Here is a 15,937-nt window from a genome sequence, read left to right as displayed (position 1 = left end):
GATTCTCATGGCAAAATATCCACACTTAATTTCTGATTTTTTAGGGTTTGTAAAACAAAACAGTCGTTCCGATGAGGCATCAACGACCATTCCGTCATCACCACGTGAAACTGAATTTTTGCAAAAGTTAATGACCAAATTAACTGAGCTAGGGTTAAGTGATGTTGAACAAGACGCCCAAAGCGCTTATGTGTTTGCGACGGTACCAGCAACGACGGATGCTCCCGTTAAAACGTTGGGCTTTATTTCCCATATTGATACCGCTGACTTTAATAGTGAAAATATTAAGCCACAAATCGTTGAAAACTATGACGGTCAGTCAATCATCAAACTTGGTCAAAGTGGTTTTGAACTAGATCCTAAAGTTTTTAGTAACTTAAAGAACTATGCGGGGCATACGTTAATTACCACTGATGGGACCACGTTACTTGGTGCCGATGACAAAGCCGGGGTAGCGGAAATCATTAGTGCGGCCGAATACTTATTGGCTCATCCTGAAATCAAGCATGGTAAGCTTCGTTTAGCCTTTGGCCCTGATGAAGAAATCGGGACGGGAGCTGATCACTTTAACGTGCCGGCCTTTGGTGCTGATTGGGCTTATACCGTTGATGGTGGGCCTTTAGGTGAATTGGAATATGAAACCTTCAACGCGGCTCAAGCCGTTGTGACGATTGATGGAGTCGATGTGCATCCTGGTGAAGCGACCGGCGTTATGATTAATGCGTTGCAATTGGCCGTTGACTTTCAAAGTGCCTTACCAGCTCATGAAAATCCGGCTGAAACCAGTGGTCGTGAAGGGTTCTATCACTTGTTAAACTTAGATGGCACTGTCGATAGTGCAAAATTAGTTTACATTATTCGTGATCATGATCGGGCTAAATTTGAAGATCGTAAAAAGACGTTCCAAGCAGCTGCTGATGCGATCAATGCGCGTTATGATGTTGAACGGGTACACGTCGATATGAAAGATCAATATTACAATATGCGCGAAGTCTTAGAAAAAGATATGTCAGTCGTTGAATTGGCTGAAAAAGCGATGCATGAATTGGACATTGAACCATTAATCTTCCCAGTTCGGGGTGGCACTGATGGTTCTAAGATTTCCTTCATGGGCTTGCCAACCCCTAACTTGTTTGCTGGTGGCGAAAACATGCATGGTCGTTTTGAATTTGTTTCAGAACAAATTATGGCACGCGCCGTTGATGTGGTGCTTCAAATTGCCACGGATAACGTCAAAGAAGCAAAATAGTAGGCAAACCGATTGATTCGTTATATAATGTAATGGTCAATGAAGGTCAAACAAAACTTGGCAGCTGACAAAGCTGCCTTTTTGCTACCATTTTGGGGAGGAATTGCGATGAATCCAGAACAATTTACGGAAAGTTTACAACAAGCCTTGGCACAGGCACAACAAATTGCCCAAACGCGGCACCATCAAGAAATTGGTGTGCCACATCTATTTAAGTTTTTAACGCAACCTGGTGAATTAGTTCGGCAGATCTTTAGTGAAGCCGGCACGGATTTGGATCAACTCCAAACCGAATTGGACCGGGAACTCGATGATATTAGCACGGTTAGCGGTGCTAATGTGCAGTATGGTCAAAGTTTTAGCAGCAGTTTAGCTAGTTTAATGCAAACGGCTGATCAAAAACGGCAAGATCTGGGTGATGAGTATTTAGCCACGGATACCATTGTGTTGGCCTTAATGGATCAAACTGGTGATCAGTTAACAAAATACTTACAACAACATGGGACGACGGCTGGTCAAATTAAAAATGCGGTTGACCGCATTCGTGGTGGTCAACGCGTGGTGTCACGTAACCAAGAAGATCAATACCAAGCCTTAGAAAAATACGGCGTTGATTTGGTTAAAGCGGCTCGTCAAGGGAATCAAGATCCAGTCATTGGTCGTGATGAAGAAATTCTTGATGTGATTCGCATCTTATCACGGAAAACCAAAAATAATCCGGTCTTAATCGGTGAACCCGGTGTTGGGAAAACAGCGATTGTTGAAGGCTTAGCTCAACGGATCGTTCGGGGCGATGTGCCAGAAAATCTTAAAAATAAAACAATTTTTTCACTCGATATGGGGGCTTTGATTGCTGGGGCTAAATATCGTGGGGAATTTGAAGAACGACTTAAAGCAGTCCTCAAAGAAATTAAAAAGAGCGACGGCCAGATTATTATGTTTATCGATGAAATTCATAATATTGTTGGTGCTGGTAAAACCGAAGGCAGTATGGATGCCGGTAACTTACTCAAGCCGATGTTGGCTCGTGGCGAACTCCATTTGATTGGGGCCACGACGTTAGATGAATATCGTCAATATTTGGAAAAGGACAAAGCACTTGAACGTCGATTCCAACGGGTCTTGGTGGCTGAACCGTCCGTTGATGATACGATCAGTATTTTGCGGGGGCTAAAAGAACGCTTTGAAATTCATCATGGCGTACGAATTCATGACAACGCCCTGGTTGCCGCAGCTAAGTTATCAGATCGTTACATTACTGATCATTTCTTACCAGATAAGGCGTTGGACTTGGTCGATGAAGCGTCGGCTGAAATTCGAGTGGAAATGAATTCGAATCCAACTGAACTTGATCAAGTTAACCGGCAATTGATGCGGTTAGAAGTTGAAGAAGCTGCGCTTAAAACTGAAACTGACGATGCTTCGGTTAAGCGTTTAGCTGATTTACAACAAGAGTTAGCCAGTGCGAAGGAAAAGCAACGTACCTTGGCTGAACGTTGGGACAGCGAGAAGAAGAGTTTACAAGCGTTAAGTGATAAGAAATCGGCGTTAGACAAAGCCAAGCATGATTTGGAAAATGCCGAAAGTAAATACGATCTTGAGACGGCAGCTAAATTACAACATGGGACCATTCCCAAGTTGGAAGCTGAACTGAAACAAATGGAAGCCAATGATCATCACGATGACTGGCTCGTTGAAGAATCAGTGACTGCCGATCAAGTTGCTAATGTCGTTTCACGGATGACCGGGATTCCTGTGAATAAATTGGTGGCCGGTGAACGTGAAAAACTGTTGCATTTGGCTGATAATTTGCACGAACGTGTTGTGGGCCAAGATCAAGCTGTTAACGCGGTAGCCGATGCTGTTTTGCGGTCTCGTGCTGGTTTACAAGATCCTAATCGACCACTCGGCTCATTCATGTTCCTAGGGCCAACTGGGGTCGGGAAAACTGAACTGGCTAAAGCCTTAGCAGAAAACTTATTTGATGCCGATGATCATATGGTTCGAATCGATATGAGTGAATATATGGAAAAAGAATCTGTTTCGCGGTTAGTTGGGGCAGCGCCTGGGTATATTGGTTACGAAGAAGGTGGCCAATTAACGGAAGCCGTTCGTCGGAATCCGTATTCGATCGTATTATTTGATGAAATCGAAAAAGCGCATCCGGATGTTTTTAATATTTTATTACAAGTGTTAGACGATGGTCGCTTGACGGATGGTCAAGGGCGCACGGTTGATTTCAAAAATACAATTTTGATCATGACCTCTAATTTGGGTTCTGAATTGTTATTGGCTGGGATGGACGATCAAGGCCACTTGAGTGATGAGACTCATCAACAAGTCATGCAACTGGTTCAAAGTCGTTTCAAACCAGAATTTTTGAACCGAATTGATGATATTATCATGTTCACACCATTACAATTGGCGGCCATTGAACAAATTGTCGTGAAGTTGATTGATCGACTATCAGCTCGGTTACAAGATCGTGAGATTACGTTAAAAATTTCCGATGCCGCGAAGCACTGGATTGCCCAACAAGGCTATGAACCAGCGTATGGGGCCCGGCCATTGCGGCGCTATATCACGAATTACGTGGAAACACCGTTGGCAAAAGAAATCATTGCTGGACGGGTGGTGCCACAATCAGTGGTTGAAATTAATTTAATCGATAATCAGTTAGTTTTTGAAAATCAAGCAACACCAGCTTAATGAAATGAGCCTCGATTCAATGGAAAATGTCCTTGAATCGAGGCTTTTTGTGACTTAACTAGTGAATTAATGTTGTTTCGAACAGCCGTTTGGTATAATGAAACCAATAATAAATTTGAAAGGAGTGAACGCTGATGGCCTATGTCCCATTACAAGTTATCAGTACTTTTAGCTTGTTGCAAAGTACGAGCACGATAGCAGATCTTGTTCAACAGGCCAAGCAGCAAGGCTATTCAGCTTTAGCGTTAACGGATATCGATGTTATGTATGGCATTGTTGACTTTTATAATGCTTGTCGGCAGGCTGACATCACACCGATTTTAGGGCTGACACTCAAATTAGCAAGTGAACAATCGCCAGAACGTGAATTTAGTTTGGTCTTGTTAGCGAAAGACTGGGCGGGTTATCAAGCCTTGATGCGCCTAACGACCTTAAAACAAACAGCTACTAAAGATGATCCTTTAACATTAGATCGAGTGACCCCCGACCTAGCTCATCTGATGGTGTTAACCACGGCTAAAGACAGTGAATTAATCACGCTATTGACGCAAGATCAGCCGCAACGTGCGACTGAATGGGTTCATCACTTACAACAAGCGACCGATCCTAATAGCCTATATCTGGGGGTGTCATTAGACCAAGCGCCAGCATTAAGATCGACATTAGTATCATTCGCGCAACAAGTTGCTGTGCCGGTTGTGGCGTTAGATCCGGTTGATTACATGGCGCCAACGGATTATTTTGCGGTTTCAGTCCTGCGTGCCATTGATAACGGGCAACAAATTGATCAACCAGAAGCTTTACGCGATGTCACTGGCGGGCACTTTTTACGGTCACCAGAAGCGTTTATGGCTCGTTATCAGGACTTGGATTTGACCGCTGCCGTGACCGCAACAGCGACAATTGCAGCTCATTGTCAAGTTGAGCTACAGTTTCAAAAACCACAATTACCTAAGTTTCCAACGCCTGATCAACAGCCAGCCAATCAATACTTGCGTCAATTATGTGAGCAAGGCTTGCAACAACGTTTAGCGGCGTTATCAGCTGATGTTGATACCCAGTCCTACCGAGATCGGCTTGATCGCGAGTTAACCGTTATTGACCAAATGGGGTTCGATGATTACTTTTTAATTGTGTGGGATGTGATGAATTATGCACATCAGGCCGATATTATGACCGGTCCTGGTCGTGGTTCAGCCGCTGGGTCACTAGTGGCCTATGTGTTACGAATCACAGACGTTGATCCACTCCAGTATGGGCTGTTGTTTGAACGATTTTTGAATGCCAAACGGGCGAATATGCCGGATATTGATTTGGATATTCCCGATAATCGGCGTGAGCAAGTACTAACTTATGTTCATGATAAATATGGACATGATCGGGTGGCACAAATTGTCACTTTTGGGACCCTAGCGGCTAAGCAGGCGTTGCGGGATGTTGGTCGAGTGTTTGGTATGTCAACCTTTGAGATGAGCGATTGGAGTGCTGCCATTCCTAATCAGTTGCACATCACGTTGGAACAAGCTTATCAGGGCTCACAACGGTTGCAGAATTTAGTCGCCGATTCGAGTAAGAATCAATTGTTATTTCAAACGGCTAAACGGCTTGAAGGGTTGCCGCGACATTATTCAACGCATGCGGCCGGGGTCGTATTGAGTCAAGCGCCATTGATTAACATTGTGCCATTACAAGCAGGTAGCGAAACGATGATGATGACGCAGTATACCAAAGATACGGTCGAAGCGGTTGGTTTGTTGAAAATGGACTTCTTAGGCTTGCGAAATTTATCTTTATTAGCAAGTGCGTTGCATTATGTCACGCGGCAAACAGGCCAAACGTTGGCGATTGATCAAGTTGACTTGAATGATCCAACAACGTTGAGCCTATTTCAAGCGGGAGATACCACCGGTGTGTTCCAATTTGAATCAGCCGGGATTCGGAATGTGTTGCGGCGGCTACATCCTGATAATTTTGAATTAGTTGCGGCCGTTAACGCATTGTACCGTCCGGGACCCATGGAAAATATTGATCACTTTATTGCCCGAAAACAAGGACAAGAAGCGGTTAGTTACCCCGATGCTGCGTTGGCACCGATTTTAGGACCAACATATGGTATCTTGGTTTATCAAGAGCAAGTTATGCAAGTGGCAGCGGTGATGGGGGGCTTTACTTTGGGTGAAGCCGATTTATTGCGTCGGGCAATGAGTAAGAAGAAAAAAGCGGTCATCGATGAGATGCGACAAAAGTTCATCACTGGTGCGACCGACAAAGGCTTTGACGTCACGGTTGCCACCCAGGTTTATCAATATATCGAGCAGTTTGCCAATTATGGGTTTAATCGCTCACATGCGGTTGCGTATAGCAAGATGGCGTTTGAATTGGCATATTTGAAGGCGCATTATCCAGGTGCATTTTTCACGTCATTAATGAATTCCATTTTAGGTAATGGCACCAAATTGAAGCAATATTTGGCTGAAGCAAAACAACATCAAGTCAAAATTATTGCGCCTGATATTAATCGTAGTGGCATGTATTTTGATTGGGACGGCCAGGCGATTACGTTTGGGTTGAGTTCAATTAAAGGTTTACGGCGTGACTTTATTAAGAGTGTTCTTGATGAACGTCAAGCTAACGGCGCCTTTAAAAATTTACAACAATTTATGCAACGACTTGATCCTAAATGGTTGAAACCAGAATTGATGACGGCGTTGATTTATGCGGGTGCTTTGGATCATTTTGGTCTCAATCGATCGGAACTCTTAACCGGTGTACCCGAGATCATGTCTAGTGCTGAACTAGCCGGAAATAGTATGAGCTTGTTTGCTTCGTTAGCCCCTAAGATTAAAAAACAGCCAGAGTTACCTTTAGGTGAGCGATTAGCTAAAGAAGCTGAGGTTTTAGGAGCTTATGTTTCTGGTCATCCGGTTGAGTCCTATCGCTGGTTAGCACAGCAGCAACGGACGACCCTAATTAGTGCGCTCAACGTTGAGCAACGGACTAAAATATTGGTCTATATTACCAAGATTCGGGTGATTCGAACCAAAAAGGGACAACCGATGGCATTCGCCACGGGGAGTGATCTGTCCGGTGAAATTGATTTAACCATTTTTCCGCAAACTTATCAGCACATTCAAGCCAGTGTGAAACCAGAAACCATCGTATTAATTAGCGGTAAAGTGGAACAACAACGGAATTTACAAGTGATTGTTGATCAATGGCAATTGGCTGAAAGTTTTCCAGCGCCTACTGGAAAATTATTTTTACGCTTGTCAGCAGCACAAACAGACGCGCAAGTGCAGAAAAACATTCTACAGACGTTGCGTCAATTCCCAGGGCCAAATCCGGTTTTGATTTATTCAGCGGCTGCACATAAGACCGTTGAACTAAATTCACAGTATTGGGTAAGTGATAATGCAAAAATGATTGGAGCGCTTACAACCTTGATAGGTCGGGATAACGTCGTCATGAAAAGCGAAAACCCTTGATGTGACAGCGTTTTTAATCACATTTAATTTCAAAAAAGGACAGACAAGTTTTATGAAAAGTGTTAAAATCACTTATGGAGTTACGAACTCAATTTATTGCCTGAGGTGAAAAAATGAAACGCATTGGTATTTTAACCAGTGGCGGCGACGCTCCTGGTATGAATGCGGCCGTTCGTGCGGTTGCTCGTAAAGCAATGGCCGAAGGGTTAGAAGCATACGGCATCAACTACGGCTTTGCCGGTTTAGTTGCTGGTGACATTCATAAATTAGTGGCTGCAGATTTAGATAATGTTGTTAACGAAGGTGGAACTTTATTATATTCTGCCCGTTATCCTGAATTTGCACATGAAGAAGGTCAGTTAAAGGGTATCGAACAATTAAAACGGTTTGGTATCGATGCTTTAGTTGTTATCGGTGGCGACGGTTCTTATCATGGGGCCTTACGTTTAACTGAACATGGCTATAACACGATTGGTCTTCCCGGAACAATTGATAATGATATTCCATTTACTGATTTTACGATCGGGTTTGATACGGCAGTTAACACTGACGTGGAAGCACTTGATCGGATTCATGATACGGCTCTTAGTCATGACCGGACTTTCGTTGTGGAAGTTATGGGTCGTGGCGCCGGTGACGTTGCCATGTGGGCTGGGGTATCGGCTGGTGCCGATGCTATCGTGATTCCTGAAATTGATTGGGATATGGAAACCATCGCCAACAAGATCAAGCGCAATCGTGCCAACGGTCATCGTTGCAACATTGTTGTCTTGGCTGAAGGTGTGATGAGTGCCGACGAATTCGTTGAAAAGTTATCTGAATATGGTGACTTTGATACCCGGGCCAACACGATTGGTCATATGCAACGGGGTGGCCGTCCAACTGCTAAAGACCGTGTTATGGCCAGCAAGATGGGCGCCTACGCTATTGAACTCTTACTTGACGGTAAGGGTGGCTTAGCCGTTGGGATTCAAAATAACCAATTAGTGACGCATAACATGTTGGATCTTTTTGATTCTAAGCATGAAGCGGAACTTTCATTAAGCAAATTGAACGAAGATATTTCATTCTAATTTGTCGTGATCTATTATTAATTTGATAAAAATGACGTCATTGTCTTTTTATAAACAACTTTCAAGGGAGAGATTTTTCTTATGAAGAAAACCAAGATTGTTTCAACACTTGGACCTGCCAGTACCGATGTTGACACTATTGTTAAATTGATCGAAGCCGGTGCCAATATTTTCCGTTTCAACTTCTCACATGGTGACCATGAAGAACATTTGGACCGTTTAAACAAGGTTCATGAAGCAGAAAAGATTACTGGTAAGACCGTTGGTATCATGCTTGATACTAAGGGTGCTGAAATTCGGACGACTGTTCAAAAGAACGGTAAGTCAGAATACAAGATCGGCGACAAAGTACGTATTTCAATGGACGCATCTTTGGATACGACTAAAGAAAAGATTGCTGTTACTTATCCTGGTCTTTTTGACGACGTCCACGTTGGTGGCCACGTCCTCTTCGATGATGGTTTGTTAGACATGAAGATCGATGAAAAAGACGAAGCTAACAATGAATTGGTTACGACTGTACAAAATGCTGGTGTCTTAGGCTCACGTAAGGGTACTAACGCTCCTGGCGTTTCAATCAACTTACCTGGGATCACTGAAAAAGACTCAAGCGACATTCGCTTTGGTTTGGATCATGAAATCAACTTCATCGCTGCTTCTTTCGTTCGTAAACCACAAGATGTCTTAGACATTCGTGAATTACTTGAAGAAAAGCACATGGAACACGTTCAAATCTTCCCTAAGATCGAATCACAAGAAGGTATCGACAACATCGATGAAATTCTTAAAGTTTCTGATGGGTTGATGGTTGCTCGTGGTGACATGGGTGTTGAAATTCCTGCTGAAAATGTACCATTGGTACAAAAGAGCTTAATCCGTAAATGTAATGCATTAGGCATGCCTGTCATTACTGCTACTCAAATGCTTGATTCAATGCAAGAAAACCCACGTCCTACTCGTGCCGAAGCTTCTGACGTTGCCAATGCCGTCTTTGATGGTACTGACGCAACCATGCTTTCTGGTGAAAGTGCTAATGGTCTTTACCCTGTTGAATCTGTTGCCATGATGGCTAAGATCGACGAAAAGGCTGAAAACACTTTGGCTGAAAACGGCAACTTACAATTAAACCGTTTCGACAAGACTAGTGTTACTGAAACAATCGGTATTGCGATTGCTCGGGCTGCTAAGAACTTGGGTATTAAGACAATCGTTGCTGCGACTGAATCTGGCTACACTGCTAAGATGATCTCGAAGTACCGTCCTAATGCTGATATCTTGGCAATCACTTTTGACGAACGGACTCAACGTGGTTTGATGGTTAACTGGGGTGTTCAACCAATCATCGCTGACAAGCCAGAAACCACTGATGACATGTTTGATTTAGCTGCTTCAAAGGCCGTTGAACTTGGCTTTGCTAAGGAAGGCGACTTAATCTTGATCACTGCCGGTGTGCCAGTTGGCGAACGCGGTACGACTAATATCATGAAGATCCAATTAATTGGTTCTAAGTTAGCTGATGGTCAAGGTGTCGGTGATGAAACGGTTATCGGTAAAGCCGTAATCGCAACGTCTGCTCAAGAAGCAATCGACAAGGCCGTTGAAGGTGGCGTCTTAGTTACTAAGACCACTGACAAAGACTACTTGCCAGCTATCGAAAAATCAAGTGCATTGATCGTTGAAAATGGCGGTTTAACTTCACACGCAGCCGTAGTTGGTATCTCAATGGGGATTCCAGTTATCGTTGGTGTTAAGGATGCAACTTCTGTAATCGCTGAAGGTCAATTGATCACAGTTGATTCACGTCGTGGTCTTGTTTACCGCGGTGCATCAAACGCTTTATAAAATCAACGTTTAATTGATTGTAAAAAGTCGTCGCATTTGCGACGACTTTTTATATACATAACTAGGACAGATGTTTATTGACTAAAAGTACTTTTACTTGCCACCTACCGTTCGCCCACTTTGAGCCGGAACGCTGTGGGCGGACCGATTCAGCCAAAGTGCGGTCTGAATCGTCGTTTTGAACCACAAAAAAAGTGTTTCAAAAACGCCAGGCTCTAAGCGATAAATCGCTAAGAGCCTCCCACGGCTGGGCTCAATGTGGACTCACTCTCGGTTATAATAGTGATCGCTAAATTGATATAGCAAACTAACCGGAGTCAGCTAGTGATGGCGCCGGCCGTGAAAACATCGTTAGTCCGGATGATTTTACCGGGCTTACGATGTGGACGCCTTTTGAGACTAGCGTTTTTTGCTGGGCTTGAAAGCGAGGTGGAAGCCCGTCCTTTGGCTGGAACCGGTCCCCACAGCCGGCAGAATCACTGGCTGGCTCAGGTGACAATTTAGCATGACTCCAGATCAGTATTGTTAAGGTTCCTGTCATTATATCTATCAAATACATTAAGAGAAAACTGGAATTAAATCGGGTGGCGCCTCGCTATCGCTGGCGTTTTCAGTTACAATTAGTATCACGAGAGGTGTCGTATGGAAAGTTGGTTATTTTTACTCGCAATTTTAGTTGTCGCTTGGTTAGGGAAAAATCAATCCTTACAAATTGCGACGGTGGTTGTGTTAATTATTAAATTGATTCCAAATACTAGTAAATTGTTAACGACAATTGGGCAAAAGGGGATTAATTGGGGGGTCACGGTCATTACCGTGGCGATTTTAATTCCAATTGCCACGGGGCAGATCGGTTTTCGTGATCTATGGCATGCCTTTAAATCCCCGGTTGGCTGGATTGCCGTTGCTTGTGGTGTTTTGGTTTCGGTATTATCATTTCATGGTGTTGGCTTATTATCGGCCACGCCAGAAATTACAGTTGCCCTAGTTTTTGGAACTATCATGGGTGTCGTTTTGCTCAAGGGGATTGCTGCGGGCCCAATTATTGCGGCCGGAATCACTTATTGTATTATTCAAGTATTGCATTTAAGTTTAAATTGACAATTAAGGAGCTAATTAAAACATGGCAAGTATTATAGGAACAGTTGTGACGGCTAAAGTCACTGATGAAAATGATAACGCGTATTTTGTTCAGGTGGACGGTCAAACCTTATGGGTGGATAAAATGGAACCTGAAAAGCCATTGCACATTGGAGGCTTGTACGAAGGGTTTGTTTATGAAAATGAAGATCATCAACTACAATTGACGCGGTTTGTCCCTGAAATTTCGTTTGATCATTATGTTTGGGGGACCGTTGTGCGGACCCGTCATGATTTAGGAGTCTTCGTCGATGTCGGGTTACCCAATAAAGATTTGGTCGTTTCACTGGATGAATTGCCAACGATCAGTCGGTTATGGCCTAAAAAAGACGATCGTTTATTAGTTAAGCTAGCTCGTGATAATAAAGAACGCCTTTGGGGAACGATGGCTGACCAAGCTGTTTTTGCTGAAATGGCGAAGTCTTATGATCGGGCTCAAGTTAAGAATACAGATATGATGGCAACCGTTTTCCGACTTAAAATGGCTGGCACGTCAGTCATTACCGATGATGGCTATTTAGGTTTTGTACATCCATCCGAACGTAACCAAGAACCACGTTTAGGCCAACATGTCAAAGTGCGGGTGATTGGTCATTTACGTGATGGTGAATTGAATTTATCATTAAAACCACGGGGTTACGAAGAAATTGGCGATGACGCGCATATGTTGTTAGCTGCACTAGAACATCAAGCCGATCATACCTTGCCATTTTGGGATAAGAGTGATCCTGAAGATATTCGCAACTATTTTGGCATTAGTAAATCCCAATTTAAACGGGCCATCGGGAACTTGTTGAAGCAACGACTCATTAGTCAACAACCTGGTGAAATTAAATTAATCGAGGCGGATGCCGATGACGGAACCGACGATTAATCAAACGATGCAAGATCAGCTCGCGGATTACTTGCATTTTTTGCGAGTCGAGCGTGGGTTGGTGGCGAACAGCATTAAAAGTTATCGCCAAGATTTAACTGAATTTTGTCTTTATTTAGCAACGCAGAAGATTGACTCGCTAGCACAAGTTGATCGGTACGTTATTTTGAATTATTTGCAAGTGCTTGACGAGGGCGGTAAGTCGCGGAATACAATCATTCATGCTGTCTCCAGTTTACGGAAATTTTTTCAATATTTAGCGCAACGTCATCAAATTGATCGTGATCCGATGCTGAAAATTGATACGCCGAAACGAGCCCAACATTTGCCCCAAGTCTTATCAGCCCATGAAGTGGAACGTTTGTTGGCGGTCCCTGATTTGTCAACGCCACTTGGTTTGCGAGATCGAGCCTTGCTAGAGGTCATGTATGCGACTGGTTTACGGGTTAGCGAAGCAATCGGCCTTAAATTAGATGATTTACATTTAGATTTAGGCTTGATTCAAACGATTGGGAAGGGCGATAAAGAGCGAATTATTCCAATTGGCGATGTTGCCATTGATTTTGTGACTCGTTATTTAAAAGACGCCCGGCCTAAGTTGGCGAGCCCCAAGCGCCGCAATACGTTTATTTTTTTGAACAATCATGGTGGACAGTTGACTCGTCAAGGGGTTTGGAAAAATCTCAAAGCGTCAGTTAAAGCTGCGGGTATTGAAAAAAATGTCACACCGCACACGTTGCGGCACTCGTTTGCGACGCATATTTTAGAAAATGGGGCCGACTTACGGGTGGTGCAAGAATTGCTTGGGCACGCGGATATTTCTACAACCCAAATTTATACGCATATTACGAAAAAACGCTTGGCGGAAGTTTATCAAAAGTATCATCCCCGAGCGTAGTCGAGGTGAAACAAGATGTTAGTCAAATATCGCAAAGATTATGAAAAAGTTGCCATGGGGTTACTGTCATTGATTCCTGATTTTAAGTCGTTGACGCATTTACAGACGGAAATGCAGTGGTATCAAGCGACAGATGACCACCAATTATTATTGTGGCGGAAGGCCGATGGTGATTTTAGTGGCGTAATCGGGATTGAGATTGGCTCAGACTTTGTCTTGGTCCACCACGACTCATTATCGCCAGAGGATCGTACCGCGCCTAATCAACATCAGATGTTAGATGAGTTAGCGGACTTATATCCAAAAAAACGGGTGATGGGCACGTTAGAAATGGCCCCAATTATTGGCGAATGGGAGCGAAATCGTGGCAAACAACGAACAACCAATCACAATTAAAATTTCGGAATTTGAAGGACCATTAGACTTATTGTTACACTTGATTCGGCAAAATAAAATGGATATTTATGATATTCCGATCGCTGAAATCACGCAACAATATTTAGATTATTTGCATTCGATGCAACAATTGCGGTTAGATATTGCTGGCGATTATTTAGTGATGGCCGCGACTTTAATGACCATTAAGAGTCGTGACTTGTTGCCACAGCCAACCGAGGATCTGGATGATGAAGATTTAGAAGATGATCCGCGTGATTCATTAGTGGCGGAGTTATTGGCTTATAAAGTTTATCAAGAGGCTGCCGGTGAGTTGCGGGTCAAAGAACAAGCCCGTCATCAGCATTTTACGCGTGCAGCAGCCAGTGTCCCAACTGATTTACCAACGCCGACTTTAACGGCTGGAATTACGGTGGCTGATTTACAAGCGGCTTTTCGGCAGTTAGTAGCCAAGCGGCGGCGAGCACGACCATTGACTAAAACAATCACGGCCGATCCGATTAGCATTGAAGACCGGATGCAACAAGTGACGACCCAGTTAAAACAACACCCACAAGGCGCTGATTTTGCGACCTTGTTTCCAATAGATGCGAGTGATGATTTACTCGTCACCACGTTTATGGCCGTGTTAGAATTAACCAAGCAAGCCCAGTTAAAATTGGCCCAAACTGATCCAATGGGGCCGCTGCATTTATATTTACGATAGGATGAACATAATGACGAACATTGAACAAATTGAAGCCTTATTATTTGTAGCGGGCGATGAGGGGATTACCGTTGCTGAAATTGAAAATGCCACTGGTTTTGCAAAACCAGCGATTACGACATTGGTGACCACTTTAGCAACGAAGTATGAGCAGGATACGGACTGCGCGTTAGTTGTCTTGTCGACGGCTAACACGTATCGATTGGCCACTAAAGCAACCGTGGCTCCCGTGTTGAAGAAATACTTTGAAGCGCCGTTGACGACGAGTTTATCGCAAGCATCGTTGGAAGTTTTGGCGATTATTGCCTATCGACAACCATTGACGCGGATTGAAATCGATGAAATTCGTGGTGTACAAAGTGGGTCAACCATTCAAAAGCTGGTATTGCGACAATTGGTTACCGAAACGGGTCGATTAAATGAACCCGGTCGACCAATTTTGTACGGGACGACTGAATTGTTTTTAGATTATTTCGGGTTGAAGTCGCTAGACGACTTGCCAGCAATTGATTTAGCCGCGTTGACCGATACTGAAAATCCAGCGCCTGAAACAGATCTCTTTTTAACAGCGTTTCAAGATAAATTACAGGGTGCAGTCCCTGATCAAGATAGTGAGGAATAAAGATGGCAGAACGATTACAAAAAGTCATGGCCGAAGCCGGTGTCGCATCCCGACGTAAATCAGAAGTCTTGATTACAACCGGTTATGTCAAAGTTAACGGTAAAACCGTGACTGAACTTGGTGTTAAGGTTGAACCTAGCGATCATATTGAAGTTAATGGGTTACCATTGACGGCTGAAAAATTGGTTTATTATTTATTTTATAAACCACGTGGGGTTGTAACCACGGTTCACGATGAAAAGGGCCGTAAGACGGTGATGGACTTCTTTGCGGATGTTCCCGAACGGATTTATCCGGTTGGCCGTTTAGATTATGACACGTCAGGTTTATTAATTATGACCAATGATGGGGCCTTAGCGAACCGTTTAACGCATCCTAAATATGAAGTCAATAAGACGTATTTAGCGAAAGTTGAAGGGGTACCGACCAATGCTGATCTGAAGCAGTTGCGGTTAGGGGTTGAAATTGATGGTCGTAAAACGGCACCAGCCAAGTCTAATTTGATGGATAGTGACCATAAAAAGAATAATGCTTTGGTTCAATTGACCATTCATGAAGGCCATAATCACCAAGTTAAAAAGATGCTAGCAGCGATTGGACATCCGGTCACGAAGTTAAAACGGGAACGTTATGGTGTCTTAGATTTGCAGAGTTTACAGCCTGGTGAGTACCGGAAACTTAAGCCGATTGAAATTAGTAAATTAAAGGGTGAAAGATAACGCTTGCAATATTAGTTATAATTGGTTAAGATGTAATTGTAAAAATTTTATATTGGTTCATCTTCAGGGCAGGGTGTAATTCCCGACCGGCGGTTAAAGCCCGCGACCTATGTTTTTTGATAGTGATTTGGTGTAATTCCAAAGCCGACAGTTAAAGTCTGGTATGAAGAAGATCGAGCTTATTTGACATGAAAATGCAAATAGCCCGCCCTGATGACGTGAAA

General features: G+C 43.5%; 12 protein-coding genes and 1 riboswitch. All 12 genes read left to right on the top strand.

The features are described from left to right. Positions 1–7: 7 nt before the first annotated feature. The 12 genes from pepT (at position 8) to FFM84_RS03645 (ending at position 15,713) form a co-directional block, all read left to right on the top strand. Positions 8–1,249 carry a peptidase T gene (gene pepT, locus FFM84_RS03700; protein ID WP_130843344.1) on the top strand — a complete coding sequence of 414 codons (1,242 nt, stop codon included), beginning with the start codon at positions 8–10 and terminating at the stop codon, positions 1,247–1,249. Between the two features lie 108 nt (positions 1,250–1,357). Continuing rightward, the gene (gene clpB, locus FFM84_RS03695; protein WP_130843890.1) at positions 1,358–3,958 is read left to right on the top strand and encodes an ATP-dependent chaperone ClpB; all 2,601 of its coding nucleotides are present in this window, start codon (positions 1,358–1,360) and stop codon (positions 3,956–3,958) included. A gap of 131 nt (positions 3,959–4,089) precedes the next feature. Further along, positions 4,090–7,443, top strand: a complete 3,354-nt coding sequence (gene dnaE, locus FFM84_RS03690; protein ID WP_130843345.1) for a DNA polymerase III subunit alpha — start codon at positions 4,090–4,092, stop codon at positions 7,441–7,443. A gap of 113 nt (positions 7,444–7,556) precedes the next feature. Continuing rightward, a complete protein-coding gene (gene pfkA, locus FFM84_RS03685; protein WP_130843346.1) occupies positions 7,557–8,516 on the top strand; it encodes a 6-phosphofructokinase in 960 nt (319 codons plus the stop codon). A gap of 81 nt (positions 8,517–8,597) precedes the next feature. After that, on the top strand, positions 8,598–10,358 hold the full coding sequence (gene pyk, locus FFM84_RS03680; RefSeq protein WP_130843347.1) for a pyruvate kinase: 1,761 nt from the start codon (positions 8,598–8,600) through the stop codon (positions 10,356–10,358). A 642-nt stretch (positions 10,359–11,000) separates the two neighbouring features. Next, complete coding sequence (locus tag FFM84_RS03675; protein ID WP_130843348.1) at positions 11,001–11,459, top strand: DUF441 domain-containing protein; 459 nt, start codon at positions 11,001–11,003, stop codon at positions 11,457–11,459. Positions 11,460–11,481: 22 nt separating this feature from the next. Then, on the top strand, positions 11,482–12,372 hold the full coding sequence (locus FFM84_RS03670) for a CvfB family protein (RefSeq protein ID WP_130843349.1): 891 nt from the start codon (positions 11,482–11,484) through the stop codon (positions 12,370–12,372). A gap of 7 nt (positions 12,373–12,379) precedes the next feature. Further along, on the top strand, positions 12,380–13,270 hold the full coding sequence (gene xerD / locus FFM84_RS03665) for a site-specific tyrosine recombinase XerD (RefSeq protein WP_130843891.1): 891 nt from the start codon (positions 12,380–12,382) through the stop codon (positions 13,268–13,270). A 15-nt stretch (positions 13,271–13,285) separates the two neighbouring features. Beyond that, the gene (locus FFM84_RS03660; protein ID WP_130843350.1) at positions 13,286–13,666 is read left to right on the top strand and encodes an N-acetyltransferase; all 381 of its coding nucleotides are present in this window, start codon (positions 13,286–13,288) and stop codon (positions 13,664–13,666) included. Beyond that, positions 13,635–14,372: a segregation and condensation protein A gene (locus FFM84_RS03655; protein ID WP_371852214.1), complete on the top strand. Its 738-nt coding sequence runs from the start codon at positions 13,635–13,637 to the stop codon at positions 14,370–14,372. Before FFM84_RS03660 ends, FFM84_RS03655 begins: the two co-directional genes overlap by 32 nt. A gap of 10 nt (positions 14,373–14,382) precedes the next feature. After that, positions 14,383–14,994: an SMC-Scp complex subunit ScpB gene (scpB, locus tag FFM84_RS03650; protein ID WP_130843351.1), complete on the top strand. Its 612-nt coding sequence runs from the start codon at positions 14,383–14,385 to the stop codon at positions 14,992–14,994. Positions 14,995–14,996: 2 nt separating this feature from the next. Then, positions 14,997–15,713 carry a pseudouridine synthase gene (locus tag FFM84_RS03645; protein WP_130843352.1) on the top strand — a complete coding sequence of 239 codons (717 nt, stop codon included), beginning with the start codon at positions 14,997–14,999 and terminating at the stop codon, positions 15,711–15,713. 55 nt (positions 15,714–15,768) lie between these two features. Further along, positions 15,769–15,891: riboswitch (FMN riboswitch) on the top strand. The last annotated feature ends 46 nt before the right edge of the window (positions 15,892–15,937 follow it).

The organism is Lactiplantibacillus mudanjiangensis, assembly GCF_005405385.1.
Taxonomy (GTDB): domain Bacteria; phylum Bacillota; class Bacilli; order Lactobacillales; family Lactobacillaceae; genus Lactiplantibacillus; species Lactiplantibacillus mudanjiangensis.
The sequence above is the reverse complement of the archived record's forward strand: the minus strand, read 5'-3'. Positions and strand labels throughout refer to the sequence as shown.

Bases quoted from the DNA above. Each gene is read 5' to 3' on its own strand.
- FFM84_RS03675 (WP_130843348.1), top strand. From the start codon at position 11,001: ATGGAAAGTTGGTTATTTTTACTCGCAATTTTAGTTGTCGCTTGGTTA.
- FFM84_RS03645 (WP_130843352.1), top strand. From the start codon at position 14,997: ATGGCAGAACGATTACAAAAAGTCATGGCCGAAGCCGGTGTCGCATCC.
- xerD (WP_130843891.1), top strand. From the start codon at position 12,380: ATGCAAGATCAGCTCGCGGATTACTTGCATTTTTTGCGAGTCGAGCGT.
- pfkA (WP_130843346.1), top strand. From the start codon at position 7,557: ATGAAACGCATTGGTATTTTAACCAGTGGCGGCGACGCTCCTGGTATG.
- clpB (WP_130843890.1), top strand. From the start codon at position 1,358: ATGAATCCAGAACAATTTACGGAAAGTTTACAACAAGCCTTGGCACAG.
- pyk (WP_130843347.1), top strand. From the start codon at position 8,598: ATGAAGAAAACCAAGATTGTTTCAACACTTGGACCTGCCAGTACCGAT.
- pepT (WP_130843344.1), top strand. From the start codon at position 8: ATGGCAAAATATCCACACTTAATTTCTGATTTTTTAGGGTTTGTAAAA.
- FFM84_RS03660 (WP_130843350.1), top strand. From the start codon at position 13,286: ATGTTAGTCAAATATCGCAAAGATTATGAAAAAGTTGCCATGGGGTTA.
- FFM84_RS03670 (WP_130843349.1), top strand. From the start codon at position 11,482: ATGGCAAGTATTATAGGAACAGTTGTGACGGCTAAAGTCACTGATGAA.
- scpB (WP_130843351.1), top strand. From the start codon at position 14,383: ATGACGAACATTGAACAAATTGAAGCCTTATTATTTGTAGCGGGCGAT.